We start from the raw sequence: 21,813 nt of genomic DNA on the forward strand, positions 1-21,813 counted from the left end.
CACTTACTTTAAAACCCCCGAAGATCGGGGGTTTTTTATTGCCCAGAGAAGTTTTTCACTCTTCTACTTGTTCGAAAATTTCAGGATTTTCCAGTTTAGAGAGGATAGACTCTTCCGGAAATTGCCGAAACATTTTTGAATTGGATTTTTTGTCCGGAAAATTTGTATAAAGAATATCTAATGAATGTCTATTTTGGCCATAAATTCCTCTATGGATCAAATGAGCGGAGAATACTAAAAGGTCTCCCGGATTCTGAGGAACTAAAACCGAGCCTGGCAAATCTTCGTAATTTTTACGGCCGTTTCTCTCCATACGGACTTCATATTCTTCTTCGTTATCCCATCTCGTATGGGAACCCGGGATAAATTCTAAACCTGGATCCGGATAAAATGGGATCCTAAAATGGAATACCTTTGCGGATCTTAGGATATTTTTCTGCTCTTCTTCCGAAACTCCTAAATATTGAAGATCTCTATGCCAATAGTTCTTTTTGTCCGGAGATTTTGGATTGAAGAATAGTTGTGTGTTAAGGAAGTAAGCCCTTTCTTGTATTATACTTTTTGCAAGTTCTGCAATTTTGTTTGAAGAAATAAAACGAAATACTGAAAGCCTGTTTCGCTCTTCTGAACAAAAATCAGGACTTGTTAAGTAGGCGCTGTTTATTGAATTTTTGTCCGGAAATCTGGACTTCCATTTTAAATTCGCGTCCAGCAGAATGTTACGGATATTTTCAAGTTCGGCCGAACTGAAAAAATCCGAAAAAAGAAAAAAACCGTTTTGTAAGAGAGAGCCGTTTTCGAAGGAAACGGTTTTGTTAAGATCCATATTCGTAAAACTTCTCCGCGAGAAATGAAAATCCCAAGCGGAGAAGTGGAAGATGTGCTGATTAAGCGGCTTTACTACGGATTTCTTTTACCGGATCGATATCCTTCCATTCTGCGAAATGGTGTCTCTGAGAGAAAAACCATGCGAGTGATAGTGCTCCGAATCCAGCCGCGATGAATGCTGTCCCAGTGGAAACTCCCAAAAGGAAAGCGGTCCCTACCAAGAAAGCAATACGGATCGGTTCCAGGTATAAGGTCCAACGTTTGAGATCTAAGATCCCTCCTACAGTTGTTAAGGAGAATATACTAAAGAAGAAGATCATATAAAGTAAGCCCGTCGGGATAGAGTTCACTTTCACGAGCATTGAGAATGTTCCGACCAATGTGAGGATAAACCAAGTTACCGCGTATGCGGTTAAACTCTTAGAAAGAGATATATCATATTTTTTGAATGTTTTCTCATCCACTTCAGGAATAGGATATTGTCCTCCTAACTCCTGAGGTCTCCATCCAGGCATTGCTAAGAACGCTTTTATCTTATCAATAAAACGAGGGCTTTGTTTTGCTTGCTCCCACATTTCGATCCAATAATGAACGTTTGCCCATAATGGATTGAAGCTACGAAGAGGTTTGACTGTTCCGTAAACGGGAGTTTCTTCTTCTACTTGGAAAGTTCCGAACCATCTGTCAAAAACGATCAATGTTCCGCCATGGTTTCTATCAATATACTTAGGATTGATACCGTGGTGAACTCTATGGTGAGAAGGTGTGTTGAATATTGCCTCAAACCATTTAGGGAATTTATCTATCGCTTTTGTATGGATCCAGAATTGATAGATCAAATTTAATTGTCCGTTCAGGACCATTACGATAGGAGAAAATCCTAATATTGCCAAAGGAATATAGAAGATCCAAGTGAATAATCCATGAAAGCTTGCCTGACGTAATGCAACAGTGAGATTATACTCTTCACTTTGGTGATGAACCACATGTCCAGCCCAAAGGAAATTAACCTCATGGCTCAATCGATGCAACCAATAGTAAGCTAGATCATAAAGCACGAAACAACTTATCCAAACTGCGATTACAATTGTCCAAGCCCAAGTGGAAGCGGAAAGTCCTAATACTTCGGAAGAAGGCATCCAAGAAACTGGTTCACTTGGCCAAGAAGGAAGATTGAATATTCTCCAATTCTCATATACCCAAAGATAAGCGAAGAATGTGAACGTTTTAAAAATGATCCCGAAAATCTGACTAGCGATCCCAGCGCTGAGATCGTTGATGGAATCGTTCAGACGATAAAGTTTTCTTTTATGATACCAGGAGAATGCGAGCTCTAACCCGATCAGCAGAAAGAAAAATGGAATTGCGATTGTGATAAGATTTATTTTTTCCATAATACAAGCCGGTAACCTCAATCATTCCTCGTTTGTGAACTAGGTCAATCTAAAACTAAAACGAACTCCAAATCGAAAATTCTTTACCTATCAATCGTGTGAAAAAAACTAACTCGTTCGTGGTATGCAGGTTGACTAAATCCGAATCGATGTCGTAGTTCCTACCTTATGGCAGTTTCAAAATGGATGATTTATGGAGCGAACGGTTACACAGGAGAACTGATCGCAAGAAGGGCAGTGTCTCGAGGATTAAAACCTGTACTCGCAGGAAGAAGCAGAGGCAAAATAGAAGAGCTCGCAAACGAACTGCGTTTAGAATATAAAATTTTCGATTTAAACAATTCGAACGAGGTCGGTTCGAATATCCAAGGATTCGAACTAGTACTTCATTGTGCGGGGCCTTTCATCCAAACTTCTGTTCCAATGGCAAAGGCATGTATTTCTAAAAAGGTTCATTATCTGGATATCACCGGAGAAATTCCAGTGTACGAATCTTTACAATCTTTAGGAGAAGAAGCAGAGAAAGCAGGAGTTCTTCTTTTGCCTGGGGTCGGTTTTGATATTGTTCCTACTGATTGTTTAGCTGCTTCTTTGAAAGAATCCCTTGCTAAGCCTAAGTTTTTGGAACTTGCATTTGTCGGATTGAGCGAAGTCTCTCCAGGTACTATGAAAAGTGCTCTCGCTCAATTGCCTTACGGATCCAAGATCAGAAGGGATGGTGAGATGGTTGGAGTTCCTCATTTGAGTAGAATGAGAGAAGTTACCGCTGGTGGGAAAACCTACAAGGTATATGGGATTCCTTGGGGAGATGTTTTCACCGCTTATATTTCTACAGGTATTCCAAATATCGACGTTTATACGGATATTCCTTCGGGACAAGTGAATGCGTTACGCTATTTTAAACCGATCATTTCTTTATTAAAAATTCCTTTTGTATTAAAAGGAGTCCAGGCACTGGTAGGAAAAACGATCAAAGGTCCGGGAGAAAGAACAAGAACCTTAGTCAAAACGACCGTTTGGGGAGAAGTTCGGTCTGAAGAAGGAAAAAAATCCACCAAAGTTTTGGAATGTAAAGAAGGTTACGAATTCACAGTGGAATCATCTCTCGCTGCAGTTTCCAAAGTACTTTCTGGAAAAGGCGGAAAAGGATTTAAGACCCCGAGCATAGCATTTGGTTCCGAATTCGTTTTAGAAATTCCCGGATCTAAATGGAAAGATATTTCAAATTGAATAGAAGTCTACTTGTTTCGATTTAGAATTTATTCTTTACAACCTTCTTCCTACTTTTAAATTATAAAGCTGTCGATCATGTCTTATTTTCGTCCGTCCATATTTTCGATTTTTCTAATATTTGTTTCTGCTTGCACTTCCATCAAAGTGCATATTCCTAAAACTCTTTCAGGTGCTCATGAAATCCAAGAACATTGGATGGAGGTGAGGTCCGGTGCTCCGGATTATTATTCCAAGGATCCTGATTTCGAGGTCGAATTTCCAAACGAAGATCCTTCTCGCTTTGTATATTATCAGGATGGATTCACATCTTGGACAGGGTGGGGAAAAGATTATGAGAATTTATACGGACCAATCTCTAAATTGATCAGAAAGGAATTGAATGATCATAAAGAAGAATATCCAGGAAAACATAAGATCATAATCCAAAAGTTCAGATTAGAATCTGTAGATTATTGGGCTTACAACCAAGTGAATGTAGAAATGGAAGCTGATATTATCTCTTCCGGAAAAACCTGGCACTACCAATTCAGGGACGGAATTAAATCCAAGGCCACAGATCTTATGGCGGCTATTGCGACAGCTCCGGTTTTACTCGGATGGATTATTTATCTCCCTTATTTAGGACATAGAGGAAGCAGAGAAGATCAATTAAACCAGATGGGCAGAGTGGCTCTTTTAGATTTTATGGATGAGATCAAAAAACATTCCATAGAAACTAAACGGATTCCGAACAGAAAAGGAACTAAGTAAGATGAAACAGAAAATTCTAATATTCTTACTTGTTTGTTCGACTTTTCAGTCCTGCTATTATTCTACCGAAAAAAGATACACAGTGGCTCAGCCGTTTCAGCCCAATGACGAAATGTATTTTGATGAGGAAAATCCTCAGTTTGAAGAAGGAAAACCTTATTCAGTTATAGACTTTATAGGAAGTTGGATCTGGATCGAAAGTTTATTTGCAAAAGTGATGATCTGGGACAGAAGGATGCAAAATCACCAGTTTTCTTTCGAAACGAAAAAGTATCTGATGGATTATATCCGGGATAATAATCTGAAAGATGTCAAAGTCCGTTTCAATCAGTATGCTCCTGGAAATGATTTCAGAAGACTTTGGGATTCTAAAACAGTAAATCCACTTTTAAAATGGACTATAGGTCTCTACGCCTATGTTGTGTATGATGTACTTTTAGTAGGTCGTATTTTTGGAGGGGACCATTATAATCCATATTCTAATACCATTCATGTATACTCTGATATTCCTGCAGTTGTAATACATGAAGGCGGACACTCAAAAGATTTTGCCCAAAGGGAATATCGTTCTTTGTATGCATTAGGATATGCGGTTCCTATCCTTGGGGCCTTCTATCCGGAAGCTAGGGCTTCGGATGATGCGATACGATATTTCAGATATAGATGTGACAAAGTGGAAGAAATGACCGCATATCGCACATTATATCCAGCGTACGGTTCTTATGTGGGAGGCGGTATCTCGGACTTGCTTCCAGCTTCTCCTTATGCAGTTTTATATACATATTCCATTATTGCGGTAGCGGCAAGCACCGGTCATGTGGTGGGTTATGTTAGACAAAAACAAGTGGAGAAGGAGTGGATCCCGAAAGAGTGCCAGATTGCGGCGGAGTTAGAGAAGAAGAAGTAGCAGAGAAATTGAGTTACGCTGAACCTTGGGCTTCGCCCGTTGAATTATTACAAATATTCAATTTCTTTCATTGAAGGAAATGCTCAACTTTTTATTAAGATATTTACTAATGAAAAAATAAGCAAGATTAGATTTTCATTATATGGTTTCATCGTGGATATTTTTTAGTGAGTATTGAGCGATAGTTTGTGCTGGAGTATATCGGCCCAGTGCTGTTAGATATAACTGGCGAATTTTATGCTAATTTTAAAAAATTATTAAGCAAGAGAACAATTATATAAGAAAACATAAAATATTGGAATTTATAGTGAAGTAAGAGCTTATTAATTAAGTAAAAGTTTAATTTCAGCGATAGCAGGTTATCCATTTGCAATTTGTTCTGCTGCGATGTCAATAAGTGTCAAATATCTTTCTAATACATTTTGTGGTATAGGGACACTTCTTGGATCAGTTGCAAACAGTAACTTATAAGCTGTATAATTGGAGCAAGTAGTTCCCAATATCCGTGTTGCTAATCCATCCAATTTATCAGATGTTGTGGATGAAAGATGAGCTGCGGAGTTTCGAATTGTTTTCATATCCATCAAATCCGCATTTATTGCTGATAACGCTATGTCGAACACGTAGCCTTGATGGAAAAATATTTTGCTTACACTTCTAACAATTTCTGGATTCGACCAATCCATATACTTTTGATTGCCAATAATTATCTGGTTTGCATGTTTTCTGTCAATTGGTGTTGCCCATTTTGCAGGTCTTTTAAGTAGCACTGACTCTTCATTGATTAGATAGTCAATGAAGGAGCTTTCAACAAAAGTTTCCCATGCAACAAACATCTTAAGGAAAGCCGATTCGCTAATAAATACTCTTAGGTTGTTAGTTATTTTGTAGACACCATTTGCATATTTTTGGTGAGCAAACTGGATATGACTGTTTAACTCAGTTATACTGTTTCTGAAATCTAAAAGGTTTTGAGATAAAGCCATATCAGATTGAGTTTATTATATCTAATAAATATTCGGTTCTTCTTGATCTGATTTTTGTATCAGTGGTTGCTCTCCGACTATCCTCTAAGAATTGGATGTCTGCTTCAGAAAGTTTCGCTATCACCTTTGTTTCAAAAAGATGGTTCAAGTTTGTTAATCTTATTCTAAGTTGTTCGAACTTTTCTTTCTTGATGTTTTGAATTGGCTTATCAACATTATGGAGTCCATATAATGTATGATAAAAGCTGCCGAAAAGCGTATAAAAAAGATGTATCCTTTTAAACTCTGTATTTTTTAAACCTTCATGAAAAACATCTTTTATTAAATAAATTGTTTTGTCGAATTTCTGCACAATTAACTCTGTGTCATGATTGAACTCCTTTTCATACTTTGAATAATAAGATTTTATCTGTTTTTTTGATTGGATTCCTTCGAGTATCGCTATTACTAAATCCGCAACCAACCTAGTGTCTTCCATTCGAAGAATCATCTGATTAGTCAGGAGTTTATTTTCAATCCAGAATTCATTGAACTTGTGAGCGAGACTATCCACTATGATTTTAAATCGACTAAAATGGTTTGCATGAATTTTTTCTTGTTCATTAAGAATAACAGAATAAGAATTTAACCTACTAAATATATCGAGTATTTCATTGTCTGGTAAGTTGACGAGCAAATCTACAGCGAGTTCGTAATTCAAAATTTGTGATTGTATGTCGGGATCAACGTTGCCCAATTGACTGAAAAAATATCCGCCGAACTTTGAGTTATGCTTTTTACTTATAACAAAGCCATCATTTAAATATGAAATAATTGTTCTGAGTCTTTGTTGTCCGTCCACAACCTCTCGTATCGATTGTCTGGTATCGACATTAAGCGTTTGCCGAATAAAAATCTTAGGCATTGGTTTACCGCAGATGATCGTGTCCATAAGATAAGACCTGGCATCTTCAGTCCAAACGGACTTACGTTGAAATTTTGGTGAAAGTTGTAATTGCTTTTTATCATTCCATTCTAAAAAGTCATTGATGCTATACGTTCTACTGTCGAAATTTTTCATTTATTCTCGTTGTTAATATAATTTCAGCTGGCATTCATACAGCCTTCTATTGATTTCGAATTTACCGTTTCAAAGCAAATCGTTAAATAGATGTTAGAGATATATGACAAATTCAAGATTAATTTAAAAAATCCATATAAAAAATATGATGTAAATCTAAAAAAGCAGATATAAAAATGGTAAGAACGACTAAGTTCGATTATTTACAATTCTACTAATTTTTTCTAGAAGTCCTAGCGCCTTTGTTTCTAATTTTTCCGATTTACTTAGAGTGGGCAGAGAAAAGATTACTCCTGTTGCATCTTTTGCCATTTGATCTTTTACATTCTGATCTGAAATTATTTTATGATATCCTGGGATAGATGCTGATACGGATTCTCTATGAGCATATTGCTCCTCAAAATCTCTTTCCTTATTGTATTGATTGATTGAAAAAATAATCAATAGCAGCAATGGCGCAAGGCCTGTGATTCTCATCGAAAGACCTACAAAAAGACCAGATGTGTCAATACCTGAAGCGTAATGTTCTTCATTATTATCTCCTTTATCCGAGGTTTTATTTGGCTTTTGACTTCCGGAATTGTTGAATGCTTTGTTGGTTCGGTTTGATTTATTATATTCATCTACGTAAGGCAAGATTGTATACAAGGCCACTAATACGGTAGCAATAATGCAGGCTATTGTAAATATTAACCAAAAGTTTTTCGATTTCGCAACTGCCCTTTTTCTTTTTTCGAAAGCGCTCGAGATTACCCCACTATTTGCATTTAATAATGTATTCTTTGATTCTTCATTAATTTTCACAGCTTCATTTAATAGTTCCGAAAGTTTATCTTTTGTTAAATTAATATTCTTATTTTCTTCTTCGAAATCAATTGTTCCATCAACAAATTGAACTATCCCATAAGTTCGGAGTTGAGCTAATGCTGCATCCAAGGTGCTTAAGGCACCACTAAAATGACTATCTAATGCAGCAGGGTTACCAATCGAAGCGGAAATTTGCTGATAAATTTGTGGCAATGAATTAAAATAGCTATTCATAGAATTAATGAAATTTATTGAGATATGAGGTTTTATTAAATAGTTTCTATTCAATGCTAACTCAAAGATTCTGCGTAATTCATTATACATGCCTTTTACATCTTCGTAGGTATATCCATTCCAATTATGCTGCGGATGGATCGTGTTGTAATCGTATATTTTAAAATTTTCAAATGAACTTCTCATTTGGTCAATATGTGATTGGTTAGCCATATTTGTTCCTATTAAATTTAATTAATTTCGTCTAACGTTTCTTGTGGGCGCAAGTTCGTCAAGCCGGCTAAACCACTCTACGTATGCGTATGTTCGCAAAGCCCCGCGTGTAATCTGGAGCAGACTGAGTGCCCCGTTACCTTTGCATGGTCGCAGTCGCATATAAACCACTCCACATCCGCTTCGGCCCGTTTTTTCGATTTTAGATGAAAATCGGATTTCTTTCAGAACACTTGGTCTATTGTTTTAGTATAATGTTTAATAATTGAGCATTGATAAATAATCGGTATAAAAAATAGGCGCATAATTTAATTTCTGCTTGTTTATTAAGAGTAAAATTAGTCTCCTTCAGATAGATGGGAGGAGGATTCTATGCTCCTGACTAATTACCAAACGGATTCCTTTTACGACGAAATGTTCTCTGAAGAGGGAGGGATTCGCCAGAGTTATCATATCTTGAAATCCAGGATCGAAGGGATGGATGATAAGGAGCTTTTGAAGCGGAAGGCTTCCGCTGAGAAGGCACTTCTTTCCTTGGGCATTACCTTTAATGTGTACGGAGATGAGGAAGAAGAAGAGAGGATCATGCCTTTCGATATCATTCCTCGGATCGTAACTTCTTTCGAATGGAAAAAAATGGAAGAAGGTCTCAAACAAAGGATCCGTGCATTAAATCTTTTCATCCAAGACATATACGGCGACGAAAAGATCATCAAAGACGGAGTGATCCCGGCAGAGATCGTTTATAGCAGTTCTGGTTATTTAAAAGAATGTAAAGGGATCAAACCTCCTAAAGGAATTTGGATCCATATCACCGGAACGGATCTTGTTCGCGATGGGGATGGACAGATGTTGGTCCTCGAGGATAATTTACGTTGTCCTTCCGGTGTTTCTTATGTATTAGAAAATCGTGAAGTAATGAAAAAGACCTTCCCGGAACTTTTTGCGAGTCTTTCCGTGAGACCGATCTATGATTATCCGATCAGACTCCGCGGGATGCTCGAGCATCTTTCCGATAAACCAAATCCGAATATAGGTGTCTTAACTCCTGGTATCTACAACTCGGCATATTACGAACATAGTTTTCTTGCATCTCGTATGGGAGTTCCTTTGGTAGAAGGAACGGATCTTACGGTGAGAGATGATAAACTTTATATGAGAACCACCAAAGGTTTGAAACAGGTGGATGTTTTATATAGAAGGATCGACGATACGTTCATGGATCCTAAAGCTTTCCGCAAAGATTCTCTTTTAGGTGTTCCTGGTATATTCGAAGTATTTAAAAAAGGAAATGTTGCACTTGCGAATGCTCCTGGCACTGGAGTTGCCGATGATAAGGTGATCTATTCTTACGTTCCTGATTTTATTAAGTATTATCTGGGAGAAGAGCCGATCATTCCTAATGTTCCTACTTATCTATGCTCCAGGGAGAAGGACCTGAAATATGTCTGTGAGAATATCGGGAACCTTGTTGTAAAGGCGGCTAACGGAGCAGGCGGATATGGAATGATCATAGGTCCTGTTGCGAGCGAAAAAGAAAAAGAAGAATTCGTAGAAAAAGTAAAAGCTGACCCTCGAAATTATATCGCTCAACCTGTTTTGAGTTTATCCAGGATCCCAACATTGATAGAGGATAAGTTAGAAGGACGACATGTGGATCTAAGACCTTTTATCTTATACGGAGAAGAGATCTATGTTATGCCCGGTGGTTTAACTCGTGTTGCATTGAGAAGAGGTTCATTGGTTGTGAATTCTTCCCAAGGTGGTGGCTCTAAAGATACTTGGGTGATGGGTTAATATCAAAAAAAATCAAGAACTGGCAATCAGGGAAAAGTCCCAAGCGGAACCGAAAAATATCATAAAACTAGAGAGGTTTCCAAATGTTAAGCCGAGTCGCTGAATCCGTATACTGGATGAATCGTTATATGGAAAGGGCCGAGAATTATTCACGTTTTTTGGATGTGAATTTTCAACTTTCCTTAGATCTAAACGAGGACTCCAACAGACAATGGATGCCTTTGGTGTATACCACCGGAGACAATGAATTATTTTCTAGAAAGTATAATTCTCCAAGCAAAGAGAATGTGATCCATTTTATGAGTTTGGATATTGAAAATCCGAACTCTATCATGAATTGTTTGATCCGTGCTAGGGAGAATGCGAGGACCATCAGAGAAAATATTTCCACTCCTATGTGGGAAGTGATCAACGAATTTTATCTTACTATCAAATCCAAAAGAAAATTTGAAGAATCGGATATGCCCGGAATTGCCGAATTTTTCAAAGCGATCCGAAACCAATGTTTATTATTTTACGGTTGCCAAGAAGCCACGATCTCCCACGACGAGGTTTGGCATTTTGCATTGCTTGGAAGATTATTGGAAAGAGCGGATAAGACCACTCGCATCTTGGACATGAAATATTTTATACTTCTTCCTGCCAGAGAAGAGGTCGGATCCACTTTGGATCTGATCCAATGGCTTTCTCTTTTAAAATCTGCGAGTGCTCATGAGATGTTTAACCGTTTTTATACAAGGATCACTCCTAAGAATATTGCCGAGTTTTTGATCTTAGATAAAATTTTTCCAAGAGCAATACGTTCTTGTTTGTCCAAAACATTTGATAGTCTGAAAATTTTAAGTGGATCTGAAAAAGACAGTTATGGGGACGAAACGGAGAAGAGAGTAGGTGTTCTTCTCTCCGAAATGAATTACGCCTCCATAGATGAGATTTTTTCTTCGGGGATGCATGAATATTTGGATCAATTGCAAGTAAGATTGAATGGGATCGCTGCTCAATTGGACGAGACCTATTTTAGGAATTGATCATGTCCTTACTAGTCTCTCTCACTCACGAAACTTCCTACGAATATGATAGACCTGTTGCATTATCCCCTCATATTATCCGATTGAGACCTGCTCCTCATTCCAGAACTAGGATTGTTTCTTATTCTCTTTTGGTAGAACCCTCTGAACAATTTTTGAACTGGCAGCAGGATCCTTTCGGGAATTACCAAGCAAGATTAGTATTTCCTAAGAAGACTGAAAAATTAAAAATACTCGTGGATCTGGTTGCTGAGATCCAAGTTATCAATCCATTCGATTTTTTCTTAGAGCCTGACGCAGAGGAAACTCCATTTATTTATTCGGATGCATTGAGAAAGGAACTTCTTCCTTACTTAAGCGCTACGGATGGGAGTAACGCACTTGCGAATTATATCTCAGGTTTAAGAAAAGACGGGATCTTAAAACCGAAACGTACGGTGGATTTTTTGGTAGGCCTCAATCAAAGAGTATACCAAGACATTTCTTATGTGATTCGAATGGAACCTGGCGTCCAAACATGTACGGAAACTTTGGAAAGAAGATCAGGCTCTTGCAGGGACTCAGCATTTTTACTAGTTCAGATCTTAAGACATATTGGTCTCGCATCCAGATTTGTTTCCGGTTATTTGATCCAGTTGAAGCCGGATGAAGTTTCCATCCATGGGCCCTCCGGTGCTAAGGAGGATTTTACCGACCTTCATGCGTGGGCCGAGGTGTTCCTACCAGGTGCAGGATGGGTGGGTCTTGATCCAACTTCCGGTCTGTTTGCGGGAGAAGGTCATATTCCTTTAGCGGCTGTTCCTGAACCTGGGAGTGCTTCTCCAGTATTTGGATACTCGGATCCAGCCGAGTCCAAGTTTGGATTTAGGATGGAGGTCAAACGTTTCCAGGAATCTCCTCGGGTTACCAAACCTTATACGGATCCTACTTGGGATAGAGTTTTAAAACTCGGAAAAGATCTAGATACTAAATGCAAAAAAAATGATATTCGTGTTTCTATCGGTGGAGAGCCCACTTTTATTTCGGATACTTCCAGGCAAGATCCTGAATGGAATACTCTGGCTCTTGGAAAAGAAAAATTAGAGTTAGGAGAATCTCTTCTTACAAGGCTTCGTAAAAAATTTTCACCCGGTTCCGTGGTCCAAGTCACTCAAGGAAAATGGTATCCTGGAGAACCTTTACCTCGTTGGTCCTTGAATGTTTTTTGGAGAAAGGACGGGGAGTCTTTATGGAAAAACGAAGGATTATTATCTTCTTCCTCTGAAAGAGAAAAACAGGATCTAGATAAAGAATTAATCTCATCCGAAAAGTTCGGAGAAGAAGTCTGTAAAACTTTAGGGATTTCTCCCAAACATATGGTTCCTCTATTCGAGGACGGTTTTTATTATCTATGGAAAGAAGGTCAACTTCCGGAATGGAAAGACCCTAAGAGTGAGGATTTTAACTCAGAAGATTTTTCTTTCGAGGCTTTGGAAAGGAAGAAGGTTCTTTCACTCATGGATAGGGACTTCAAGGTCAAAAAAGCTATCGCTATTCCATTACAATTTAATTATGCAAAATCCGAATGGGAAAGTTCTGAATGGAAATACAAAAGGGAAAGATTATATCTGATTCCAGGAGATAGCCCTGCAGGTTTTAGGCTGCCTTTTTCTTCTATTTCCGAAAATTTCAGACCGAATGCGGTACTTACGGACCTGTCCAAGAGTAAAAAATTAAGTTCTCGAAAAGATCTGGATTCAGTTTTGGGAAAAAGATCTTCTAAAGAACCTAAATTTTTTCCACAAGGGAAAGATCTTCCAATCAGAACTACATTGGTCATTGAGCCAAGACTTGGTTCCATTCATGTATTTTTACCTCCTGTAGAAGGTTTGGAACCTTGGTTGGATCTGATCTCCTCTTTAGAGTTTGCGTCCGAAAAATCTGGGGTTCAGATCATATTAGAAGGTTATGAACCTCCTTCGGATGCGAGGCTGGGCCTATTTAGGATAACTCCGGATCCGGGTGTGTTAGAAGTAAATTTACATCCTTCTTCTAATTTTAAAGAGTTAGAAGAAAAGACCCGTATCCTGTACGAAGAGGCAAAGGAACTAGGCTTAAGTGCGGAAAAATTCCTAATAGATGGAAGACATACTGGAACAGGAGGAGGGAACCATATCACGATAGGCGCCATGTCTCCTGAAGATAGTCCTTTCCTTCGAAGACCGGATCTTCTGCGCAGTTTGGTAAGTTATTGGCAGCATCATCCTTCTCTTTCTTATCTTTTTTCCGGTTTGTTTATAGGCCCCACTTCTCAGGCTCCTCGTTTAGATGAGGGTAGAGACGAAATATTATACGAATATGAATTAGCTTCTTCTCAATTAGATAAAATTAAAGAACCAAATCCATGGCTGGTGGATCGTCTGTTTCGGAATCTACTTGTGGATTTAACGGGAAATACCCATAGAGCCGAAATTTCTATAGATAAACTTTATCCTCCGATAGGTCCTCGTTTGGGTCTTGTGGAGCTGAGAGGATTTGAAATGCCTCCTCATTATAAGATGAGCGTGGTACAGCAACTTTTAGTTTTGTCTTTGATCTGTAGATTTTGGGACAAACCTTATGTGCAATCCCCGATCCATTGGGGAACAGAACTGCATGATCGTTTTCTTCTTCCTCATTTTGTTTGGAGTGATTTTAAGGATGTTCTAAGAGATCTGAAAGAACATGGATTTGCTTTCCAAGAAGAAGAGTTCCTTCCATTTTTCGAATTTCGTTTTCCTGTATATGGCAAGACACAAAGAGAAGAAGTATTCTTAGAGCTTAGAATGGCCTTAGAACCTTGGAATGTTTTAGGGGAAGAGTCTTCTTCTTTCGGAACTTCCAGAGCAGTAGATTCTGCATTAGAAAGATTGCAAGTAAAAGTAGAAGGCTGGAGTGATCGTTATCTTCTTAGTTGTAATGGTTACGAAGTTCCGCTTCGAGGTACAGGCAGAAAAGGAGAAGCAGTTTCCGGAATTAGATTCAAGGCTTGGAATCCTGTATTCACCTTACATCCAAATCTTCCGGTTCATACTCCTTTGGTGTTTGATGTTTGGGATACTTGGTCTTCTCGCCCTTTAGGTGGTTGTCGTTATTATGTTTCTCATCCAGGTGGACGAGCTTACGATACTTTCCCGGTGAATTCATACGAAGCAGAGTCTCGTAGGATCTCTAGATTTTTAGCAGATGGTCATTCGGCATTAGATGGTTCCGAGCCTAAACGATTGAAACATACAAATGGTTACACAATGGACCTCCGTTGGATTGAATAACTAATATTTATCAAACTAAGTTTGTGAGAACAGATCTCAAAAACAGTTGCAACCAGTTCTAGAAAAATAATTCTGATTCTCAAGATAAAGAGCCCAGTTTCGAGGGAACTATGCGACAAAACAATTCTGTCAGAAGCGGACGATTCGGCAGGTTTTTCCGGATTAATAAGCTGATCCTTACCGCTTGGATCATTCTAAGTATTTTCTTACTTTCTATTCTCATTTCTTGTTCTCGCAAAAACTCCGCTACGGGTGCCGCGAATACGAATGGATATCTCTACCAGATGTTCAATTCATTCGATCCTAGATCTCTTTTGCAGAATTTAGGAAATAATATAATTCCTCCGCTTTTTGCGAATTTAGAAACGAGCAGAGCCGCACTTGTAATTGCAACTGATAGCGTATGCTCTTCTGACACTCTTACGAGTGCGCAATCAGCTTGGATAGCTCATGCAAGCGATCTTAAAAAAGTGGAACCTTTTAGATTTGGAGCTACTCTCTCTTCTTTTTCCAAGATGGATCCTTTCCTGATCGATTATCTTACGGAGGCTCCGCCAAGTTCGGGTGATATGGATGACTTGGATGCTTTTGATTCTTCCGGAGATTTTTTGGATGCTCAAACTTATATAGCAGGATTTGATAACGATGCCAAAGGAATCGGCGCGATAGAATATCTTCTTTTTAGCCAAGCGGGTGCGAATCGTGGAAATGCGCCCACCTGTTCTGATTTTGCAAACGCCCCTAACGGAAGGTCCGCTCTTATTAGAGCTTTAGTAGCCAATTACAGTGTACATGTGAAGAATGTGACTGACGCTTGGAAAGTAAGTGGAACAAATCCTTTGGGTACTCAGCTTGCGACTGCAGGTGATGGAACTTCTACTACATTTCCGACTTCAGGTAGTGCATTAGACGCTGTTTTTACTGGAGCTGTCCAACTCCTAACTATCATGAAAGATGGGAAATTGGAAATTCCTTCCGGACTTTCCGGAGGAGGGAATGGTTCTTCTCCTAACTCCGATCGAGCAGAGTTCAGATTTTCAGGACAATCTTTCCAAAGTTTGATTGATAATTTAAGTACTTTTAAAGCGATCTACACTGGGAATGGAACAGGTGTAGGACTTTCGGATTATGTAAAATTCTATAGTCCTACCTTGGATGAGGAAATTAAAAGTGAGATCGCCGAACTGGAGGGACATTTAGGGGGTATTACTCCTTCAACCTCTAATCCGCCTGCTGCGTGGGGAAGTGCTAATACTACGAATTTTGTAGCGATCAAATCAAGCATCGCAGATTTAAGTGAATTATTAAAAATCCTGAATACTGAGTTAGCCGCTCTTACAGGCTCGAGTCCGGTTTCAGGTGGACCAGGAGGGGACGGAGATTGATGTTCCAAAAACGATTCCGTTCTTCTCTTATTTTAAGTATTTTAATTTTTTCTAATTCTTTTCTCTTCTCCCAACCAAATGGAACTTCCTCGGAAAACGAGCAAGAAGATCCTTCTAAAAAGGAGACTTCCAAACAAGAGGAAACTCTTGCGGAAAAGAAAAGAAGGTTTTTAGAAAGCGGTCAGATCAATGTGATCGGTGCCAAGGATGACGATATTAAAAAGATCCCCGGTTCTGCGAATGTGATCGGGAAAAAGATCCTAAAAGAAACAAATCCAATTGATTCTATGGAAGCTCTACGCAGGGTTCCCGGTGCAACGATCCGTTACCAGGATGCAGTGGGTCTTACACCGAATATCGCATTTAGAGGTGTGAGTAACGAAGAATCTAGGAAAACTTTAATCTTAGAAGATGGTGTTTTCACTTCTTTAAGTCCTTACGGACAACCTGAAAGTTATTTTGTGCCTCATATAGATAGAATGGAAAGAGTAGAGGTCGTGAAAGGTTCAGGCTCCATTCTTTTTGGACCAACCACACTAGGTGGTATTGTCAACTATGTGACCCGAAAACCTCCTGAAAAACCTACGTTTAGTGCAAAGGTAATCGGAGGAATGAACGGTTATGCTTCCAGTCTGATGCAGTATGGTGGAACCAACCAAACTACGAATACCGGTTATGATATTTCTTATATGCATAACCAAGGAAATGGTTTTAGGGATTACCAAGGTTTTAGAGTAAACGATCTGAACCTGAAGTTGATCCAGAAGTTAGGAGAGAAGGATTCTGTTTTTCTAAAATACCAATCTTATCAACAAGAGGCGCAATCTACTTATTTGGGACTGACCCAAGGTTTATATTGGAAAAATCCAAAGATCAATCCCGCTAGATACGACCAAAAGTCAATTGATAGGCAGGCTGCGGTGATCGGTCATGATCATACTTTTAATGAAAATTGGAAGATGATCACAAGGGCTTATTGGACCAATGTAGGTTTCTTATTTCGCCAAGAATCATATTCTTATAATAATTTAACCGAATTCGGTTTTCCTGCAAGGCCGCCTGAAAATGCGTTTGGTGTTTATGCTCCCGATGTGATCGGTAACCAGCCTGGAGATGTGATTTATATGTTAAATTCCACTCCGAATAGACACTCTTTCTTTAAGACTGGAGGTCTGGAAACTAAGGTAGAAGGTAAGTTTAATACGTTCGGCTTTGATCATGAGATCGCTTTTGGAGCAAGAATGCATTATGAATCCGTAAACGCAGCGAATAATGTATTTCCTTACCCGACTCTTGCAAAAGGTATTACTACCCAACAGCAAAATCGTAATGCAAGAGCTTATGCGCTTTATGTTCAAGATTCAATTAAGTTAACGGATAAGTTCAAGGTAATCCCTGGAGTTCGTTACGAACATATCTTCCAAGGAGTATATACTCATAGAAGACTTGCTACTGCGAATGATGTTGCCAAGGGATATGCGGATTCTGTCGGGCAATCGATGTTGGTGAATGATGCGAACGAAACTTATACAAAAGTAGTTTTACCAGGGATAGGTCTTACTTTTGACATTACGGAGAAGTTTATTTGGTTTGCTGGTGCACACACCGCATTCTCTCCTCCTACATTTTCCACCGTTCAAAACCCTGCATTAGGTTTAGGTTATAAACTAAGTGCGGAAAGATCCAATAATTACGAAACGGGTTTTAGGGGAAATATCACCCGCTACTTCTACACTCAGGTTAGTACATACGCATTATATTTTTCGAATCAGATCGTAAATACGAATGAAGCAGGTTCAGGGCTCGGAGCCGTTCCGATCAATGCGGGAAGATCCGTAAATAGAGGTGTGGAAAGTAATTTTGTTTTCGATTTCGGAAAATTTGCGGAGTCCAGATGGGAAATTCCTTTGGAATTTACTTATTCATATACAAAAGCAATTTCTACCACTTACGTTCCTGTAGGCACAATACAAAATGCGGATGGTACCGTGAGTATCACGAACCAACCTTTGTATGCGGTTAATTCCGCCGGAAATTTGATCAAGGTAAACACGAACGGAAATTATCTACCGTACGTTCCTATGAATGTTTTTATAGGTGCGATCGGAGTAAAAAGTCCATCTGGATTTTATGCCAGAGTAGAATATCAGTATTTCGACAAACAATATTCCGATTTGCAGAATACCAAAAACCAAAGTACCGATGGAAGCCAAGGTATTGTTCCTGCATACGGAATTTGGAATGCCGACTTTGGATACGAGGCTCCAGGCGGAAGATGGTCCATTTTCGTGAACGGAAAAAATTTAGAAGATAGAGTGTATATCTCAGGAAGACTTCCTGTCGGGATCCAACAAGGGCCATACAGACAAATCAATATCGGGGCTACTTTAAAGCTGGATTAAAATCGGACGGGAGATGAAAATGTCTCTCGGAAGATGAATCAGAGAACTTCCCAAGCAGCAAATCTTCTCTCCGGATATAAACCTGCTCCAGGAGTCTATGACGAGCTATGCCTCCCCGACGGAAAGTCCAGGGAGAAATACGAATTTTTACTTCGTTCTTTAAATAATCTAGGCGGAGCAGAATTAAGAAGGCGCAAAGAAGATAGTCTCCGTATTTTAAAAGAAAGCGGAGTAACTTATAATGTTTATGGGGACGAGAGAGAAAGAGCCTGGGGACTGGATCTTTTTCCTCTTCTCATGGACAGCAAAGAATGGGATGGGATAGAAAGAGGTCTCGCCCAAAGATCCGAACTACTTAACGAAATTCTAAAGGATGTTTACGGTCCTAAAAGATCTTTATACGAAAAAAAGATCCCTCACGAAGTACTATTCCAATCCGGCGGATTTTTAAGAGCCTGCGCTCCTGTTTATGATTTTACAAATTTCCGTTTGGCATTTTTAGCCACGGATATCAGCAGGGATAGCCAAGGGAATTTTTATGTGATAGGGGATCGTATTCAGGCACCTTCCGGTTCCGGATATGCTCTTGAGAATCGGATCGTTCTCTCTCGTATTTTTCCTTCTCTTTACCGAGATTCTCAGGTCCATAGAGTCGCTTTATACTTCAGAGCATTAAGAAGGACTTTAAATTCATTTTCTTCGAATAAAGATAGAGAGCCTCTTACTATTCTTCTGACTCCTGGACCTGGCAATGAAACTTATTTCGAACATGCTTATCTTGCAGGATATCTGGGATATATTTTGGCCCAAGCTGAGGACCTGACCGTTAGGGATAATAAGGTCTTTCTGAAAACGATAGAAGGTTTACAACAAGTAGATGTGATCTTTCGTCGGGTGGACGATTGGTACATGGATCCTCTTGAATTAAAGGGAGATTCTCTTTTGGGAGTTCCAGGTATCTTAGGTGCTGTGAGGGCAGGGACTGTTACCGTAGCAAATCCTATTGGCTCCGGATTTTTAGAGAACCGAGCAATTCACGCGTATCTTCCTAATTTATGTAAATTTTATTTGGGAGAGGATCTGATCCTTCCAAATGTTCCAACTCTTTGGATGGGAGATGAAAATTCCCGAAAAGAAGTATTTTCCAATCCTCATAAATATACGATCAAACCGGCGATTCGTTCTCCTTTGGATCCTTCCATATTCCTTTCTACTTTGAAAGAGACTGAAATGTTAGAACTAAGAACCAAGGTGGAAGCAAGGCCGGAACGTTATGTTGCTCAGGAAATACTCGCAGGTTCTACATCTCCTATTTTTTCGGGAGATTCGGAAGAACTTCTAATAGGCAAGTCGGTCTTAAGGACATTTACCTGTCTTTCTGAGAATGGATATACTTGTATGCCGGGAGGACTCGTAAGGGTTTCTCCTAAGCGGGATGAACTTATCATTACCAACCAAAGAGGAGCTATTTCCAAGGATCTTTGGATCTTAGCTTCAGAAGAGAAGAAGGAGTTCAGCCTTCTTCCTGGACAGATAGGAAGGATGCCTATCAAAAGAAAAGGTTCAGGTATTCCGAGCAGGGTTGCTGACAATATGTTCTGGATGGGACGTTATGCGGAACGTGCAGAAAATATGTCCAGACTTCTTAGAGAAACTGTTCACAAGATATTAGAAGCAGAAGAGTCCTACGAGAAGGAACAATTCTCAATGTTACTGGGGATCTTGGACCAACTCTCGGGATACAGCCTTGGGTTTTTCGAAACAAATGGATTGGACTCTTTGGATTCTATCCGGGAGAAAATATTCCAATTAGCAACATCTCCTTATTCTTCCGGAAGTATTCGTCACGATCTGAACTTTTTTGTGGGAAGCACAAAGGCGGTTCGAGATAGGATCTCAGACGATACACGTTATTTGATCTCTAGGTTAGAATCGGAATCTCCTCGAAATTCAAGTTATGACGAAGTGTTGGAATACCTACAAAAACTTGTGAATCTGTTTGCTTCTCTCTCAGGTCTTGCGAACGAAAGTATGAGCCGCGAGACCGGATATTTCTTCCTGGATATGGGAAAAAGATTGGAAAGGGCTCAATTCATCGCGAGGCTTCTACTTTCCACGATCGAAAGATCTTCAGTATATAATAAAAGTATGTTTGAAAGTCTTCTGAATGTGAACGATATTCGAATTACTTACAGAAGACGTTATAAATATAGAGTAGAAGCCGAATCAGTAGTGGACATTCTGATCTTCGACGAAAGTAATCCTCGCTCGCTTGCTTTCCAATTGGAAAGATTAAGAGAAAATACTTTATTCTCTTCTACCGGAAAAGATGAAGAAATTTCAGAAGAGATCCAAAGGCTGACTGATGTTTTAGTTCGATTCAGCGAAGAAGATGCAAAACGTATTTTTGAATATGCGGATCCTGCCGGAGGGCTTCGCAGATGGTTAGAAGATATTCTTGCTCAATTAAAATCCGTTTCCGATGCGGTCGCCACTAAATACTTCCGCTATGTGGAAAACCAAGTTAGATTGGGAGGACCTTATGGCTGAATATTCAGTTCGTCACCTGACCCATTATACTTACGAGAAAGAAGTTTCTCATTGTTTGAATCTGGCTCATCTTTGTCCTACATCCAACGAAAGACAGATCTGTAGGGAATTCAAAATAGAAATTTTCCCAAAACCTAAATATAAGGAATTCAGAACGGATTATTTCGGGAATACGGTATATTCATTCGCAGTGGAAACTCCTCATAATATTCTTTCCGTGACTGCGGAAGCGAAAGTTTTCACTTCTGAGCCGGAGAAAAAAAAGGGTCAAATCCAGATCTCTACCTCTGAAATATTAGAAAAACTGAAAATGGTTACTGAAAAAGAAGATCTGGAAGCGATGGAATTCGTAGGAGATTCTTCTTTTGTAACTCGCGCTGTTTCGTATAAGAATTTTTTAGAAAAATATCTGCCGATGGATCGTCCTTACCTGGAATCTGTTTTGGAATATGTAAGAAGATTCAGAGAAGATTTTAAGTTCAAGGCAGGAAGCACTAATATTTATACACCTTTGGACGAGGTCTTAGAGAAAAAAGAAGGAGTCTGTCAAGACTTCACTCATCTTTCCTTGGCTGCATTTCGTTCTATGGGTTTGCCTTGCAAATATGTTTCCGGTTATATAGAAACGTATCCTCCTCCCGGTAAACCTAAGTTAAGAGGAAGTGATGCAACCCATGCTTGGATCTCCGTATATTGTCCTGGAGAAGGTTGGTTCGATTTTGATCCTACAAACGGAAAGGCGATCACAGACGAATACATTCATACCTCTGTGGGCAGGGATTTTTCGGATGTTTCTCCTTTAAAAGGAATTCTATTCGGTGGTGGGAAACATAAATTGAAGGTGGAAGTGGATGTTTCTCAGTTAGGAGATCCTAACGCGATCGGAAATCATATTTGAATGAAAAAAGCCCTCCCGAAGGAGGGCAATGGATCAGGTACTGGGAATAAT

The 21,813-nt window shown here is 39.2% G+C and carries 15 protein-coding genes; 10 read left to right on the top strand and 5 right to left on the bottom strand.

Annotated elements, in window-relative coordinates; genetic code table 11:
• Window positions 1–55 precede the first annotated feature (55 nt).
• Both CH377_RS18035 and CH377_RS18040 read right to left on the bottom strand, forming a co-directional pair.
• The gene (locus CH377_RS18035; RefSeq protein WP_100725132.1) at window positions 56–826 is read right to left on the bottom strand and encodes a phytanoyl-CoA dioxygenase family protein; all 771 of its coding nucleotides are present in this window, start codon (window positions 824–826) and stop codon (window positions 56–58) included.
• 61 nt (window positions 827–887) lie between these two features.
• Window positions 888–2,222 (bottom strand): sterol desaturase family protein, encoded by a 1,335-nt coding sequence (locus tag CH377_RS18040; protein WP_100725133.1) that lies wholly within the window; start codon window positions 2,220–2,222, stop codon window positions 888–890.
• 168 nt (window positions 2,223–2,390) lie between these two features.
• Between CH377_RS18040 and CH377_RS18045 the strand changes: the two genes are divergently transcribed.
• From CH377_RS18045 to CH377_RS18055, 3 genes are all read left to right on the top strand, one after another.
• On the top strand, window positions 2,391–3,452 hold the full coding sequence (locus CH377_RS18045; protein ID WP_100725134.1) for a saccharopine dehydrogenase family protein: 1,062 nt from the start codon (window positions 2,391–2,393) through the stop codon (window positions 3,450–3,452).
• A 78-nt stretch (window positions 3,453–3,530) separates the two neighbouring features.
• Window positions 3,531–4,205, top strand: coding sequence for a hypothetical protein (locus CH377_RS18050; protein WP_243402071.1), 675 nt, complete (start codon window positions 3,531–3,533; stop codon window positions 4,203–4,205).
• A gap of 1 nt (window position 4,206) precedes the next feature.
• On the top strand, window positions 4,207–5,112 hold the full coding sequence (locus tag CH377_RS18055) for a hypothetical protein (protein WP_207797633.1): 906 nt from the start codon (window positions 4,207–4,209) through the stop codon (window positions 5,110–5,112).
• 359 nt (window positions 5,113–5,471) lie between these two features.
• On the opposite strand, the gene CH377_RS18060 is transcribed toward CH377_RS18055, so the two are convergent.
• From CH377_RS18060 to CH377_RS18070, 3 genes are all read right to left on the bottom strand, one after another.
• Entirely contained in the window at window positions 5,472–6,098 is a 627-nt protein-coding gene (locus tag CH377_RS18060) for a hypothetical protein (RefSeq protein WP_100725135.1), read from the bottom strand.
• A 1-nt stretch (window position 6,099) separates the two neighbouring features.
• Window positions 6,100–7,158: a DUF262 domain-containing protein gene (locus CH377_RS18065; protein ID WP_100725136.1), complete on the bottom strand. Its 1,059-nt coding sequence runs from the start codon at window positions 7,156–7,158 to the stop codon at window positions 6,100–6,102.
• 189 nt (window positions 7,159–7,347) lie between these two features.
• Window positions 7,348–8,412 carry a hypothetical protein gene (locus CH377_RS18070; protein ID WP_100725137.1) on the bottom strand — a complete coding sequence of 355 codons (1,065 nt, stop codon included), beginning with the start codon at window positions 8,410–8,412 and terminating at the stop codon, window positions 7,348–7,350.
• 372 nt (window positions 8,413–8,784) lie between these two features.
• Here CH377_RS18070 and CH377_RS18075 point away from each other — a divergent pair, with 372 nt between their 5' ends.
• The 7 genes from CH377_RS18075 (at window position 8,785) to CH377_RS18105 (ending at window position 21,762) form a co-directional block, all read left to right on the top strand.
• A complete protein-coding gene (locus CH377_RS18075) occupies window positions 8,785–10,209 on the top strand; it encodes a circularly permuted type 2 ATP-grasp protein (RefSeq protein WP_100725138.1) in 1,425 nt (474 codons plus the stop codon).
• Between the two features lie 83 nt (window positions 10,210–10,292).
• Window positions 10,293–11,237 carry an alpha-E domain-containing protein gene (locus CH377_RS18080; RefSeq protein ID WP_100725139.1) on the top strand — a complete coding sequence of 315 codons (945 nt, stop codon included), beginning with the start codon at window positions 10,293–10,295 and terminating at the stop codon, window positions 11,235–11,237.
• 2 nt (window positions 11,238–11,239) lie between these two features.
• Window positions 11,240–14,527 (top strand): transglutaminase family protein, encoded by a 3,288-nt coding sequence (locus CH377_RS18085; RefSeq protein WP_100725140.1) that lies wholly within the window; start codon window positions 11,240–11,242, stop codon window positions 14,525–14,527.
• Between the two features lie 110 nt (window positions 14,528–14,637).
• Window positions 14,638–15,912 (top strand): imelysin family protein, encoded by a 1,275-nt coding sequence (locus CH377_RS18090; protein ID WP_100725141.1) that lies wholly within the window; start codon window positions 14,638–14,640, stop codon window positions 15,910–15,912.
• Complete coding sequence (locus CH377_RS18095; RefSeq protein ID WP_100725142.1) at window positions 15,912–18,314, top strand: TonB-dependent receptor family protein; 2,403 nt, start codon at window positions 15,912–15,914, stop codon at window positions 18,312–18,314. Before CH377_RS18090 ends, CH377_RS18095 begins: the two co-directional genes overlap by 1 nt.
• A gap of 33 nt (window positions 18,315–18,347) precedes the next feature.
• Window positions 18,348–20,864: a circularly permuted type 2 ATP-grasp protein gene (locus tag CH377_RS18100; RefSeq protein ID WP_100725143.1), complete on the top strand. Its 2,517-nt coding sequence runs from the start codon at window positions 18,348–18,350 to the stop codon at window positions 20,862–20,864.
• Window positions 20,857–21,762: a transglutaminase family protein gene (locus CH377_RS18105; protein WP_100725144.1), complete on the top strand. Its 906-nt coding sequence runs from the start codon at window positions 20,857–20,859 to the stop codon at window positions 21,760–21,762. Before CH377_RS18100 ends, CH377_RS18105 begins: the two co-directional genes overlap by 8 nt.
• Window positions 21,763–21,813: the final 51 nt, after the last annotated feature.

The sequence above is a fragment of the Leptospira haakeii genome, assembly GCF_002812045.1.
GTDB lineage: Bacteria > Spirochaetota > Leptospiria > Leptospirales > Leptospiraceae > Leptospira_B > Leptospira_B haakeii.